15 protein-coding genes are annotated in these 14151 nt (G+C 36.4%); 7 read left to right on the top strand and 8 right to left on the bottom strand.

What is annotated here, in order from left to right; genetic code table 11:
- The first annotated feature begins 1 nt into the window (after position 1).
- Complete coding sequence (gatA, locus tag ACFIMU_RS05210; RefSeq protein ID WP_375696873.1) at positions 2 to 1489, top strand: Asp-tRNA(Asn)/Glu-tRNA(Gln) amidotransferase subunit GatA; 1488 nt, start codon at positions 2 to 4, stop codon at positions 1487 to 1489.
- A gap of 88 nt (positions 1490 to 1577) precedes the next feature.
- Here the strand turns inward: gatA and ACFIMU_RS05205 are convergent, their stop codons facing one another.
- The 5 genes from ACFIMU_RS05205 to ACFIMU_RS05185 form a co-directional block, all read right to left on the bottom strand.
- Positions 1578 to 2288, bottom strand: a complete 711-nt coding sequence (locus ACFIMU_RS05205) for an ABC transporter ATP-binding protein (RefSeq protein WP_375606896.1) — start codon at positions 2286 to 2288, stop codon at positions 1578 to 1580.
- Positions 2275 to 3057, bottom strand: coding sequence for an ABC transporter ATP-binding protein (locus ACFIMU_RS05200; RefSeq protein ID WP_375606895.1), 783 nt, complete (start codon positions 3055 to 3057; stop codon positions 2275 to 2277). Before ACFIMU_RS05200 ends, ACFIMU_RS05205 begins: the two co-directional genes overlap by 14 nt.
- The gene (locus ACFIMU_RS05195) at positions 3054 to 4112 is read right to left on the bottom strand and encodes a branched-chain amino acid ABC transporter permease (protein ID WP_375606894.1); all 1059 of its coding nucleotides are present in this window, start codon (positions 4110 to 4112) and stop codon (positions 3054 to 3056) included. Before ACFIMU_RS05195 ends, ACFIMU_RS05200 begins: the two co-directional genes overlap by 4 nt.
- Positions 4112 to 5188 carry a branched-chain amino acid ABC transporter permease gene (locus ACFIMU_RS05190; protein WP_375606893.1) on the bottom strand — a complete coding sequence of 359 codons (1077 nt, stop codon included), beginning with the start codon at positions 5186 to 5188 and terminating at the stop codon, positions 4112 to 4114. The genes ACFIMU_RS05195 and ACFIMU_RS05190 overlap by 1 nt, the downstream gene beginning before the upstream one ends.
- Positions 5189 to 5301: 113 nt before the next feature.
- Complete coding sequence (locus ACFIMU_RS05185) at positions 5302 to 6435, bottom strand: ABC transporter substrate-binding protein (protein ID WP_375606892.1); 1134 nt, start codon at positions 6433 to 6435, stop codon at positions 5302 to 5304.
- Between the two features lie 325 nt (positions 6436 to 6760).
- Here ACFIMU_RS05185 and ACFIMU_RS05180 point away from each other — a divergent pair, with 325 nt between their 5' ends.
- From ACFIMU_RS05180 to ACFIMU_RS05165, 4 genes are all read left to right on the top strand, one after another.
- On the top strand, positions 6761 to 7336 hold the full coding sequence (locus ACFIMU_RS05180) for a cold-shock protein (protein WP_375606891.1): 576 nt from the start codon (positions 6761 to 6763) through the stop codon (positions 7334 to 7336).
- A 260-nt stretch (positions 7337 to 7596) separates the two neighbouring features.
- Entirely contained in the window at positions 7597 to 8109 is a 513-nt protein-coding gene (locus ACFIMU_RS05175; RefSeq protein WP_375606890.1) for a DUF192 domain-containing protein, read from the top strand.
- Positions 8106 to 8879 carry an alpha/beta fold hydrolase gene (locus ACFIMU_RS05170; protein WP_375606889.1) on the top strand — a complete coding sequence of 258 codons (774 nt, stop codon included), beginning with the start codon at positions 8106 to 8108 and terminating at the stop codon, positions 8877 to 8879. Before ACFIMU_RS05175 ends, ACFIMU_RS05170 begins: the two co-directional genes overlap by 4 nt.
- A 608-nt stretch (positions 8880 to 9487) precedes the next feature.
- Entirely contained in the window at positions 9488 to 9700 is a 213-nt protein-coding gene (locus ACFIMU_RS05165) for a DUF3126 family protein (RefSeq protein WP_375606888.1), read from the top strand.
- A gap of 45 nt (positions 9701 to 9745) precedes the next feature.
- Here ACFIMU_RS05165 and radC read toward each other — a convergent pair whose 3' ends face one another.
- Genes radC through sfsA form a run of 3 tightly spaced genes read right to left on the bottom strand, consistent with a single transcriptional unit; the run spans position 9746 to position 12097 of the window.
- Positions 9746 to 10540, bottom strand: a complete 795-nt coding sequence (gene radC / locus ACFIMU_RS05160; RefSeq protein WP_375606887.1) for a DNA repair protein RadC — start codon at positions 10538 to 10540, stop codon at positions 9746 to 9748.
- A 17-nt stretch (positions 10541 to 10557) separates the two neighbouring features.
- Complete coding sequence (map, locus tag ACFIMU_RS05155; RefSeq protein WP_375606886.1) at positions 10558 to 11388, bottom strand: type I methionyl aminopeptidase; 831 nt, start codon at positions 11386 to 11388, stop codon at positions 10558 to 10560.
- Positions 11381 to 12097, bottom strand: a complete 717-nt coding sequence (sfsA, locus tag ACFIMU_RS05150; protein WP_375610373.1) for a DNA/RNA nuclease SfsA — start codon at positions 12095 to 12097, stop codon at positions 11381 to 11383. Before sfsA ends, map begins: the two co-directional genes overlap by 8 nt.
- 248 nt (positions 12098 to 12345) lie before the next feature.
- On the opposite strand from sfsA, the gene ACFIMU_RS05145 reads away from it, so the two are divergent.
- Both ACFIMU_RS05145 and murI read left to right on the top strand, forming a co-directional pair.
- Positions 12346 to 13182 carry an RNA methyltransferase gene (locus ACFIMU_RS05145; RefSeq protein WP_375606884.1) on the top strand — a complete coding sequence of 279 codons (837 nt, stop codon included), beginning with the start codon at positions 12346 to 12348 and terminating at the stop codon, positions 13180 to 13182.
- A complete protein-coding gene (gene murI, locus ACFIMU_RS05140; protein ID WP_375606883.1) occupies positions 13175 to 14002 on the top strand; it encodes a glutamate racemase in 828 nt (275 codons plus the stop codon). The genes ACFIMU_RS05145 and murI overlap by 8 nt, the downstream gene beginning before the upstream one ends.
- The last annotated feature ends 149 nt before the right edge of the window (positions 14003 to 14151 follow it).

Below are 14151 nucleotides of genomic sequence, written 5' to 3'. Positions count from 1 at the left end.
TATGACTGATTTAACAACTCTCACAATTGCGCAAGCTCGTGATGCTTTAATAAAGAAAAATCTCAAAGCAACAGAATTAACGGAAGCTTATTTACAAGCAATAGAATCAGCTAATCCAATTTTGAATGCTTATGTAACAATAACGGCAGAACAGGCAATGAAAATGGCTGCTGAATCAGACAGTCGCTTAGCGAGAGGGCAGGAAGGGCTTTTGGAAGGAATTCCCTTGGGGATTAAAGATCTTTTTGCAACCTATGGTGTTCATACTCAAGCCTGTTCAAATATCCTTGATGGTTTTAAACCGCACTATGAATCAACTGTCACGGCTAATTTATGGCAAGATGGTGCTGTGATGTTAGGAAAACTTAATATGGATGAGTTTGCTATGGGCTCATCCAACGAAACATCATATTATGGTCCCGTTATTAGTCCATGGAGAAAAAAAGGCTCAAATGAAAAACTCGTACCCGGTGGTTCTTCGGGGGGATCCGCAGCCGCTGTTGCGGCACAAATTTGTGCTGGTGCAACTGCAACCGATACAGGTGGCTCAATACGTCAACCCGCAGCTTTTACTGGAACTGTAGGAATAAAGCCAACTTATGGACGTTGTTCGCGATGGGGCGTTGTTGCGTTTGCTTCATCTCTTGATCAAGCTGGACCTGTTGCTAGAGATGTTCGTGATTGTGCTATTTTACTAAGATCAATGGCCTCTTTTGATGAAAAAGATTCTACTTCCGTCAATTTACCAGTTCCTGATTATGAAAGTTATCTTGGTCAATCAATCAAAGGAATGAAAATTGGTATTCCAAAAGAATATCATCTAGATGGAATGTCTCAAGAAATTATTGAACTTTGGCAAAGAGGAATAAATTGGTTAAAAGAAGCAGGAGCTGAAATTAGGAATATTTCTTTACCCCATACAAAATATGCTCTGCCTTCTTACTATATTATAGCTCCTGCAGAGGCATCTTCTAATTTAGCGCGTTATGATGGTGTGCGTTTTGGTTTGCGCGTACCTGGAAAAGACATCATTGAGATGTATGAAAACACCCGTTCTATTGGTTTTGGAGATGAAGTCAAACGGCGCATTCTGGTTGGAACTTATGTTCTTTCATCTGGGTATTATGATGCCTGTTATTTAAGAGCTCAAAAAGTAAGAACACTCGTAAAGCGTGATTTTGACCAATGTTTTGCTTCAGGCATTGATGCTATTTTGACACCAGCAACACCAACACCTGCTTTTGGTATTGCTGATGAAAAAATAAAAAATGATGCTGTCGCAATGTATCTTAATGATATTTTTACGGTACCAGTTAATATGGCTGGTTTACCAGGAATTTCTGTTCCTGCTGGTCTGTCATCAAATGGTTTACCGTTAGGACTGCAATTGATTGGTAAACCTTTTTCTGAGGAAGTTATTTTTCAGATAGCGCACATTATTGAACAAGCAGCAGGAGTATACTGTGCAGAAAAATGGTGGATATCATAGTTAAGCGCAAAAAGGCATTTCTCATTAAATAGAGAGATGCTTTTTTAAAAGGAGGAGGGGAGAACTTTATTTCCTTAATTTGTAGCCTTTATCCACCAAGATAGGCTTCTTTAACACGTGGATCAGAAAGCATAGCTTTACCTTCACCGTGAAATAAAATATGCCCTACCTCTAAAATATAAGCATAGTCAGCTATGGAAAGTGCAGCAAATGCATTTTGCTCAATAAGAAGAACAGTTTTTCCCATATCATTAATTTTTCGGATAATTGAAAAAATTTCCCGAACGAGAAGGGGCGCTAATCCCAACGACGGTTCATCTAATATGACCATATCAGGATTGCTCATGAGTGCGCGGCCTACAGCAACCATTTGTTGTTCCCCACCTGACATTGTTCCTCCCAACTGTTTTGATCTTTCACGTAGGCGCGGAAAAAGATCAAATATCCATTCAATATCACGAGAAATTCCCTGTTTATCATGACGGATATAAGCACCTAGATGGAGATTCTCTAAAACAGTGAGATGAGGCATAATACGACGCCCTTCAGGACTGAGAGCAATCCCTAAACGCAAAATCTCTTCTGGTGACTTTTTAATAATTGATTTGCCATTATAGGTAATTTCTCCATACACAGAGCGATTAAGTCCTGTAATAGAACGTACAATACTGCTTTTTCCTGCACCATTGGCGCCAATTAAAGTGACAATACTTCCTTTTTTTATGGACATAGAAAGATCTTGGACAGCTTTAATGGCACCATAATGAACGTGAAGATTTTTTATTTTAAGAATATCCATACACATCTCCGCCAAGATAAGCTTCAATAACTTTAGGGTTATTACGAATTTCATCTGGTGTACCATTGGCAATGCAACAGCCATGTTCCATGACTAAAATATGTTGGCAAAGTCCCATAACCACTTTCATATCATGCTCGATAAGAAGAATTGTAAGATCAAAGTCTTTTTGCACTTTTGTTATAAATTCTTTAAGATCTTCGCTTTCTTGTGGATTCATGCCAGCAACAGGTTCATCAAGAAGAAGCAATTTGGGCTTTGTGGCTAACGCACGTGCAATTTCTAGACGTCGCTGCACACCATAAGGTAAAGCTGTTGCCGATTGATTGGCAAGGTGATCAAGTTGTAGCCGTTCAAGAAGCTCCATGGAGTTTTTATAAATTTCTTTTTTTTCTTTCATTGCTTTTGAAAAAAATAGAGCTGAAGAAAACCAAGGATATTTTTGTCGAACATGCGCCCCCACCATAACATTTTGCAAAACCGTTAACCCTGAAAAAAGACGAATATTTTGAAATGTTCGGGCGATATGGCGTCTGCAGATAATATAAGGAGGTGCTCCAGAAATTTTTTGCTCATCAAAAAGAATAATACCGCTCGTAGGGGCATAAAATCCCGAAATCATATTGAAAACTGTTGTTTTTCCAGCACCATTGGGACCAATTAATCCAGTAATACTTCCTCGTTTAATTGCCATATTAATATTATTTACAGCAACTAATCCGCCAAAACGCATGACGATCTCGTTGAGTGAAAGGATGGTGTCGTTCATAGATTTCCCTCAGTATTAGAAAGTTTTTTGCGTATCAGAAAGCTATAAATTCCATTCCATGAGAATTCACGTTGTCCCATCAAGCCTTTTCTCCAAAACAAGATAATTACCAGCAATAAAAGAGAAAAAACAACCATACGAAGTCCTGGTGTTTCTGGAATATGTATAAAACCTAAGTCAAATGGACTTTCAATAATACGAAGCCATTCAAGCATAACTGTAATAACAATGCTACCAATAATACTCCCTGTAATTGAACCCAAACCACCAGCAACAACAATCATCAAAATATTAAAAGTAAGAAGAAAATTAAACATTTTGGGATCAATGGTTGAAATAAGAGCAGCCATTAATGCTCCACCTATACCTGCAAAAAACGCTCCAACAGTAAAAGAAAAACTACGGTAGAAAAAAGCGTTAATTCCCATAGTTTTCGCAGCTATTTCATCATCACGAATAGCACGTAATACATTACCAGTATTGCTTCGCAGTAAGAGAACAATAAAGAGAACTGTGAATGCTAGCCAACCATAGTTCCACCATAATGTTGCATTTTGAGGTATTCCTTTGATTCCTAAAGAGCCATTTGTGAGCGATGTTGCATTTGTAATGACAATGCGAATAATTTCTGCAAAACCCAATGTTGCAATTCCAAGATAATCACCACCAAGACGCAATATTGGCAAAGCAATCAATAAACCTACAACTGCGGCACACAAACCACTTACAACAACAGCAATAAAAAAAGGTAATTGCAGATGATACAATGGTTCAGCGATAGGCTCAAGAATCCACATCATCTCTTTTTGTTCAGGAGAAAGCAGTAAAATTGCGCAGACATAAGCACCAATAGCCATAAAGCCAGCATGTCCAAGAGAAAACATACCTGTAAAACCATAAATCAAATTAAGCGAAATTGCCAGTATCGCATTAATAGCAATCAGATTTATGATACGAAGCGTATAGTCATTAAAATGGCTATCAGCATAAAATAAAAAACCTATGAGAACTAAAACACTTATACACGATAAAATAGTTGTCACTGACTTTGCCATTAGATTTTCTCCTGACTTTTTTTACCCATTAATCCTGTGGGCAATATCAATAAAATCAGAATCAATAAAATGAAAGCGAAGGCATCTCGATATCCAGATAGCGCGGGGAAAAATGCGATAATCATAATTTCAATAAACCCTAATAACAATCCTCCCAACATTGCTCCTGGTATCGAACCAATCCCTCCGATAACAGCAGCGATAAATGCTTTGAGGCCAGGAAGAACACCCATATAAGGCTGAATTTGAGGATAGCGCAAAGACCACATAATGCCTGATATAGCGGCAAGTGCTGAGCCTATTCCAAATGTAAATGCAATGACTTTATTAACAGATACACCCATCAAACGCGTCGTTTCAATATCATGGGAGATTGCACGCATAGCAAGACCCGGTTTCGTTTTATGGATAATCCATAACAGTAATACAATAAGAATTAATGACACAACGGGAACAATCAGAGACATAGGAGCAATTCTAATGATACCATCTGCGTCTGATCCTAGATGCCATAAAAATGGTGTTACAAGAAAATCTGGTTGTTTTACACCTTTCGGAATACCACTAAAGAGTACAGTAGCAAGATTTTCAATAAAAAAAGAAACACCGATCGCACCGATCAATGCCGAGATACGTGGAGCATGGCGTAGAGGTTTATAGGCAAGTTGATCAACAGTAACACCCACTGCACTTGTAATAAAAATGGAAAAACAAAGCGCTAAAACCCAAATCGGAGTGAAATCCTGTGGAGAAATTTTAAAGTAATAAACAAACCCTAAAGCAAGAATTAAAAAAACAGCAATCCAATAAATTGGAGGACGCCTTTTAAACCCTACAAAGACCGAATAATAAACAAGAGCAGCGAGGAACAAAAGAAGAAGGGCTGCCCAAGCAGGCATAAAGCCAATTGTGGAAAAGAAAACAAAATATGCTCCCAGCATAAAAATATCACCGTGAGCAAAATTAATGAGTCTCAGTATACCGTAGACCATAGTATAACCAATAGCGATAAGTCCATAAAGAGATCCCAATGCCAGTGCATTAAAAAAATACTGGATGAACATTTCAGTGCTCATCTCTCATCCTTCCACATTTGTTAATTTACATAAGACAACAAGAAACCTTTAAGTTTTTGGTTGAGAAAAGATCCTCAACCAATTCTTGTATTTTCATTAGTAAAACTTCTTAATTAAAAAGCAGGTTTAACTTCTTCTAAATAAACACGTTTTCCATCCTGTATTTTAATGATACCAATAGGAATTTTAGGATTATGATTTTCATCCATGGACATATCACCAAAGGGAGTTGGAAAATCTTTTAATTTGCTAAGTGCGATAGTAATTTTTTCACGATCAGCGCTACCTGCATTTTCAATAGCCTTCATAAACATCATATAACTCGTGTACCCTAAAACAGAATTGATATTTGGCTCTTTGTCAGGGTAAGCTTCTCTCCATTCTTTTGTGAATTCTTGCGCAGCTACTGACATATTTGGCATATCCTCACTATAGGGAAGTGTTGTATGTAAGAAACCTTCTGCCGCTTTTCCTGCAATCGTAATGGTTTCTGGATTATCCATAGCATCTCCACCCATAATTTGAAACTTCGCTCCTAATTCTCGTGCTTGTTTCATGATGATAGCACCTTCAGAAAAATAAGATGGAATGAATAAAATATCAGGTTTTTGTGCAATAATTTGCGTAAGAACAGCTGAAAAATCCTGATCTCCGGAATTATAGTTTAAATTTGAGATAACTTCACCACCTAATTTTTTGAAAGCACGTGTAAAATAACTTGCAAGACCAATAGCATAATCGTTTGAAATATCTTTGAGGATAGCAGCTTTTTTTGCGTGTAAAGTTTGGCTTACATAAGTTGCGATTCCTACTCCTTGATAGGAATCAATAAAGCAAGCGCGAAAGTAATATTTTTTACCCTGTGTAACAAGGGGACTCGTTGAGGACGTTGCAATGGTTGGAGTCTTTGCTTTTTCAGATATTTCACCACCTGCCAACGAAAGCGAAGAGCCATAGCTCCCAATGATTCCACTCACTTTTTCACTTGCTGTTAAACGCATAACAGCATTAGCTGCTTCTACTTTATCAGACTTATTATCAATAATAACAAGTTCCACTTTACGGCCTAAAATTTCTGGAACTTTTTTATGGGCTAATTCTATACCTCTAATTTCAAGCTGACCTCCAAATGCATTTTGACCACTTAATGGAAGATAAACACCAATTTTGATAGGTTCACTTGCATACACATTTGCTGTAAATGCCATGAATGCTGTGATTGTCGTAAGGATTTTTTTCAATTGCATGCGCATTTTCCTTAATTGAATTGTCGTTTTTGCACCTTATATTGAACTTCTTCATCATGCAAGTTACACATTAATGAAAATATCATTATGTAAAAAAACCTTTTATATGATCTCTTTTGTAGGGCATTCTTTGTAAGATATATAAAGCGTACAATCAAATAGTTTTATAAATATTCATGTTGATATTCGCTGATGTTAACATAGAAGATACGACAATATGGGGAAATCTTATCTTGGGACTTGCGTGTTGGTACAAGAGCAATGTTTACTTAAACTTAGAGAATCAATATCGTACAATTTATAAAAGCTACAGGATCACGTTATTATGACGAGTAAGGATGCATTAAAGGATTGTTCCCTATCTGAGGAGAGTATAGGTGCTTGTGGAGAGATTATTGAAATAAGTGGTGTCATTAAGTGGTTTGATGGTAGTAAGGGGTATGGATTTATTGTACCTGATTTACCTCATTTTCCCGATATATTATTGCATGTTACAGTAATGCGACGGGATGGTTTTCAAACAGCGATGGAAGGAGCTAAAGTTATTTGTGCTGTGGAAAAAACTGAACGAGGATTAAAGTGCGTTCAGGTGAAATCCATAGATTGTTCTTCAGCTGTTCACCCATCAGAAGTTCCAGCCCGTACCCATGTTGTTGTGACTCCAGAAAGTGGCCTAGAACGTGCAATTGTTAAATGGTTTAATCGTGATAAAGGTTTCGGTTTTCTTAGCCGTGGACAAGGAACAGAAGATATTTTTATTCATATGGAGACGTTGCGCCGTTTTGGTTTAGCAGAGCTTCGTTCGGGCCAAGTTGTTCTTGTGCGTTTTGGAAAAGGGGAAAAAGGTTTAATGACAGCAGAAATTTATCCAGATATAGGTATTCCTTTTTCTACGCATTAAATTATTATGCATTGAATTTCACTAGTAAAATCAGTATGTTTTCTGTGTTTTTTAAAGGTAATTATTGCATAAAAAGCTAGAGAGGTAAATATATTTCAAGAAAATATGACTCTCGTGAATCGATAAACCAAATGGAAAAATTGCTCCTATTGTGTTGAGAAAAAATAGAGAAAAACAAGGAAACAGCTCTCTTTTTTTGATTTTTTAGCACTTTTTATTTTAGAAACAAAGTTTGAAATTTTTCTGTGGTGGAGACAAGAATGTTAAAGCCTTTTAAAAAAGAGCATGTCATTTTATTGGCGATACTTTTTATGTTAAACGTGCATGTTGTTTTAGCAAAGAAGCCCATAGAGATTCCCGTTCATCCAATTCCTTTAGAAATACATACAAAGCAAGGTGCGATTTATTATAAGGTAGAGCTTGCTTTTACACCATCTCAAGCAGCAGCTGGTTTAATGTATCGGACTGATTTTCCACGCGATCGTGCAATGCTCTTTAAGCAGCAAAAAGGTTATCTATCGGGAGATGAGCAGAAGTTTTTTATGTGGATGGCAAATACACCTTTACCTTTAGATATGATTTTTTTAAACTCTGAGGGAATTATTGTATCGATTATTGAAAATACTTCTCCATTTTCAACAAACACTATTTCATCAGGAGTTCCTGCAGCTTTTGCACTTGAAATTAATGCTGGTGAAGTTTCTGAAAAACAGATACAAAAAGGGCAACGTGTTATTCATCCTGTACTTTGTGGAAAGTGCAATAAAAAATGACCGCTGAAGATATTCGTTTTTTTGAATATGATGGTTTGCGATTTGCTTATCGAGAAGAAGGGCAAGGCGCTCCTGTTTTGTTGATCCATGGTTTTGGATCTTCTGCACGGGTGAATTGGTATGCGACAGGTTGGTTTCGTATTCTCACGGAAGCAGGATATCGTGTTATTGCTCTTGATAATCGCGGTCACGGAGATTCAGTTAAAAGTTATGATCCTGCTTTTTATACACCTCAAGCTATGGCTGGTGATGCGATAAAGTTACTACAGCATTTAGAGTTATCTAAAGCCCATGTTATGGGATATTCTATGGGAGCTCGTATTAGTGCTTTTATGGCTCTTTTGCATCCAACATATGTGAACAGCGTTATTTTTGGTGGTTTAGGTATTGGTATGGTAACGGGAGCAGGAAATTGGGAGCCTGTGGCTGAAGCTCTTTTAGCGGAAGATATTTCTACCATTACCAATACGCGCGGTTTAATGTTCCGTAAATTTGCTGATCAAACGAAAAGCGATAGACGTGCTCTGGCTGCTTGTATTATCACATCAAAACAGGAGTTAACGGCATCTGAAATTTACAAAATCGAACAACCTGCACTTGTTGCCGTTGGTTCATTAGATGAAATTGGTGGCGCTGCAGAACCATTAGCAGCTTTGTTGCCTTGTGGTGAAGCTTTATCAATTCCTGGTCGTGATCATATGCTTGCTGTAGGCGATAAAGTTTATAAAAAAGGAGTTATCGATTTTCTTTCTCGTTATCCTATAAAATAAGCATTCTTCATAGGTTTTAGTATTTACAAAAATACCTAATATTCTTCTATATAAACTGAAAGCTTATTTAAAAATTTCCCATTATGAAATGAATTCTTATAAAAATGGAGAGAAAAATGAACTCTTATTAGCTTATTTTGTATATTTTTTAGAGATGTAATTCTTCTAAGGTTAGACAATATCTACTTTAAAAAGTCGTTAAAAAGAATTATTTTTTAATGATATAATAATGTTTTTTGCTAAAAACTGTAGCTTTAAATAAAAAAGTTTTGTTCTTTGAATTTTTTATAGAAGGAATAAAACTATAAATGGTTGATCAATTTTTCTCTCGAATAGGAATCTGTAAATGCAGATGCTAAAATTAGAAATAAAGTAAAATTATTAAAAATATACAATTTTCTGCCGTTTTTTAATTTATACGGGTATATTTAATAATGAGGATTCCTTTTGTAGAAGTTTTTTATGAATGTATAAAAAGCAGTGTAAATATATGTAATATTAAGTGAATATTCAGATTAAGCTTTTTTACTAACTTTATAGAATCATAGGTGTGTCTTATTTGCATGACACGCAATTGTTTTAATTGTCTCAAAAAATAGGAGAGTATAGTGAATGCTGATGAAATAAAAAAACTTAATAATTATTTAAAAAATATATTCCAAAACTCAGCATTGCACGTCAAAGCACGGCCTAAGAAAGATGATTCTTGTGAGGTTTATATGGGGGATGAGTTTTTAGGTATTATTTATCGAGATGAAGATGAAGATGAGCTGTCCTATAATTTTTCAATGGCTATATTAGATATTGATTTAGAAAATTGATTCGTTATTCATTGTTGAATGAAGCCTTTTTTCATCCTATAAGGTTTATATAAGCTTTAATGCTTTAAAGCTCGTGTGGTTATTTCGTGCGATAATAAGGTGATCGTGGATAGTAATGCCTAATGCATTTGCTGCGTCTTTTAATCTGTATGTCATTGTTATATCTGCGTCAGATGGTGTGGAATCGCCAGAAGGGTGATTGTGGACTAAAATCAATCCTGATGCGGATAACTCTAAAGCTCGAGAAATAACTTCACGAGGATACACAGGGGTATGATCAATAGTTCCAGTTTGTTGCACCTCATCAGCAAGTAAGCCGTTTTTCTTATCAAGAAATAAAATACGAAATTGTTCACGGGTTTCGTGAGCCATAACAGCTTTACAATAAGCTAACACTTTATCCCATGATGAAAAAATATCGCGTTTAAATAATTGTGCACGAGCAAGACGTCCAGCAACATCTGAGATAATTTTTAAATCAATTGCAGTTGCGGGACCACATCCTTGAACTTCTTGAAGTCGGTGAATATCAGCTCCCAATACATCAGCTAATGAACCAAAACGTGCTATCAAATTTTTAGCTATGGGTTTTGTATTTGCGCGGGGGATTGTGCGAAAAAGCAATAATTCAAGATATTCATAATCTTCAATTGCATTTCCTTTTGACTTTAAATAGCGTTTCCGAAGACGTTCACGATGTCCTTGATAATGTTTATGAAGCTGTGTGTTTTTCTCAGGCTCTTTACTTTTTCTTTCAGATACTGGGATGAGTGGAAAACTTGATGTTAATGCAAAGTGATTACTTTGAATATCTTCCTTTTGATTTAATTTTTTAGCCATAACATCTCTACAGTGCATTAGGTATACGAATTGGGAATATAAAAAATATTTTTAGGAGATTGTGTAAATATTTCACACCCCTCATTTGTGACACCAATTGTATGTTCATATTGTGCTGTCAAAGAGCGGTCGCGGGTAACGGCAGTCCAACCATCAGATAAAATCTTAACTTGTGGCTTACCAAGGTTAATCATAGGCTCAATTGTAAACATCATACCTTGTTTTAATTCGACTCCTTCTCCAGGGTTTCCATAATGGAGGATATTGGGTGCATCATGAAAAAGCTGACCGATACCATGTCCGCAAAAATCTCTCACAATTGAGCACCGTTCAGATTCTGCATACTGTTGAATAGCAGCACCAATATCACCTGTGGTTGCTCCAGGCTTAACAACAGCAATTCCTTTCATAAGACTTTCATAGGTTATTTGTAAAAGGCGTTCTGCAGCACGTCTGATTTTTCCAACAGGATACATTCGACTTGAATCTCCATGCCAACCATCAAGGATAAAGGTTACATCAACATTCACAATATCGCCTTCTTGCAAGGGTCTTTTATTGGGAATACCATGACAAACAACGTGATTGATGGATGTACAGCATGAATGGCTGTATCCATGATAATTTAAATCAGCAGGAAGAGCTCCTCGCTTAGCACCAAAAATGAATACAAAATCATCAATTTCTTGCGTAGTAACGCCTGGCTTAATAATATCCGTAAGCGCATCAAGGCATTCTGCAGCAATACGACCAACTTCACGCATTTTCGCAAAAGCATAATCATCAAAAATGCGGATTTTTCCATTAAATTTTAAAGGTATTTCATTATATTCAATATACTCAGTCATTGTTTCTTCTGTTTTCTATTTTTACTCTCTGAATCGGAAAAATGCCTTCTACACTTACATGACACTTTACAGCATAACATTCTACTCCTGATTTTAATGCTAAATCAAACTTACGTCCATAGAGTGGATCAAGATCATGACAAATTGTAAAAGCTGAGCAATCTTCTCGTTGAATAATATAAAGCATAGCTGCTCGTTTTCCTTGTTGTACAACCCCTATAAGTTCTTCAAGGTGACGTGCACCACGTTTTGTTTCTGTATCAGGAAATTCTGCTAATCCTTTTTGACGAATAAAATGAACATTTTTAACTTCTAGGTAACAATCAGGAAGAATGTCATCACGTAAAAGAAAGTCAATTCGTGATTGTGTCCCATAGCGTTGTTCTTTTAAGATTGTTTTATACCCACTTAATTCTGGTAGTAATTCGTTTTGAATTGCTTCTAGTGCAAGTTTATTGGGTAAAGTGGTATTAATGCCAACCAAAGTATTATCGGTTTCAACAATTTCTAATTGATAGGCATATTTTCGCTTGCTGTTGTTATGATATGAAAGCCAAATATTGGAGTTGGAAGCTGTTAATCCAAGCATTGATCCTGTATTAGGGACCGACACGGTGAAAACATGTTGATCATCTTGTTTAACATCCGCAAGAAAACGTTTATAACGACGGATAAGCTTTGCAGGAAAAAGTTTGGGAATAAAATACATATTCCTTTTTTAGGATTTATGATTTCATAATTCAACTGAGATTATGATGGGTAGGAGTTGTCACCTACTAAACAAGATAAAATTAATGTAAAAAATGTTACGATATCTTATATAAATTGTATAAACTCCATAGTCTACTTTGAATGGCTTTTAAAATTTATTATTAACAAGCATTGGTGTACTTTGAAGAAGATTGCTTTTAAAAAAACAACGAATGGAGCATAAGTAAGTGCAATTAGGGAGTATTGATGGCAGGAACGAATAAGAATCGTGAAAATTTAACAAATGGTCCCGTTATTATTTTAGTTGAACCGCAGCTTCCTGAAAATATTGGTATGGTCGCAAGGGCAATGGCAAATTTTGGGCTTTCTAAGCTTCGATTAGTCAATCCTCGAGAAATGTTTCCAAATGAAAAAGCTAGAGCTGCTGCAAGTAAAGCTGATCATGTCATTAACAACGCTGTGATTTTTGATACATTGCGTGATTCAATTGCAGATTTACACTATGTTTTTGCCACAACAGCGCGTGAAAGATGTGGATTTAAAACTGTAAAAAGTGCTGTCGAAGCAGCAAGCGTATTACGTCAGCGTGAAAGTATCGGACATAAGACAGGTATTGTCTTTGGAAGAGAGAGATGGGGACTAGAAAATGATGAAATCAGCCTTGTTGATGAAATCATCACTTTTCCAGTTAATCCTGCTTTTGCATCTCTCAATATTGCGCAAGCGGTTCTTTTAATGTCTTACGAATGGATGAAAACAGGTCTAGAGAATGTCAGCGATACGGCATTTCGTGCCGCAGAGATGGAACCTGCAAATAAAACAATATTTCATGGTTTTTTATCTCAGTTAGAAGAGGCTTTGGATATTCGTGGATATTTTAGACCCCCAGAACGCAAAGAAGTGATGCTTGCAAATTTACGCTCTGTTTTTACGCGTGCTAACTTTAGTGAACCTGAGGTTCGTTTATTGCGGGGCGTTATATCTTCACTGGATTATTTTTCACCACAATATCCACGGGGAAGTGGAGCACCTAAAGAGCGCGACCGTAAAAAATTACAAACAAGTGTGAAAACTGATGGATGAACAGCCTGTTCTTTTTTTTGATAGTGGTATTGGTGGTTTAACTGTCTTAAGGGAAGTGCGTGTTCTTATCCCTGAAAGGCAATTTATTTATGTGGCTGATGATGCGGGATTCCCTTATGGCAATTGGGAAGAAAATGTTTTGAAAGACCATATTTTAAAGATTTTTACAAATCTTTTAACACGTTATAATCCCGCCTTATGTGTCATTGCTTGCAATACTGTTTCTACACTGATGATGGCAGATTTACGACAAAATTTTCCTCATGTTCCTTTTGTAGGAACGGTTCCTGCAATTAAATTAGCTGCTGAACAGACGAAATCTGGTTTTATTTCCGTATTAGCAACCCCTGGAACAGTTAAACGTGCTTATACAAATGAATTAATCAACTCTTTTGCTGGACAGTGTCATGTTCAGCTTGTGGGAAGTGAAAAGCTTGCTGGATTTGCTGAAAATTATTTACGGGGAAAATCTATCGATTCGAAAGAGATAAAGAAAGAAATCCTTCCATGTTTTGTGGAAAAAAATGGCAAATATACTGATATTATTGTTTTAGCCTGCACACATTATCCTTTTTTGATTAGCTTCTTTCGTGAACAAGCTTTATGGTCCGTTAAATGGATTGATCCAGCAAAGGCTATCGCTAAACATACCAGATCATTATTGCCATTGTCGGAAAAAATACAGCAGCAACCTGTAAAGAAGTATCAAGATTTTGTGTTGCTAACATCAAAAAAGGTCACTTCTTCAACGGAGCGTTTATTAAAAGGATTTGGCTTAAAACTCATGAAAAGAGTTGACTTTGGGATACGAGATCAATAAAACTGTTCCAGCTTTTTCTTTCAAGAAAATGGCATTAATTGACGTGTCCCGTGGATAACTTTGCATATTGATATGTTAAGGTATTCTGTCAGTCTTTAGTATTTAAAGGCAGAGGAGGGCGCGTTTCCTTGGGGTCTTAAGATCTCGTG

This window comes from Bartonella sp. AC70YNML, from assembly GCF_042196545.1.
In the GTDB taxonomy this organism is placed as follows: Bacteria; Pseudomonadota; Alphaproteobacteria; order Rhizobiales; family Rhizobiaceae; genus Bartonella.
This window is presented reverse-complemented; position numbering and strand designations above follow the sequence as displayed.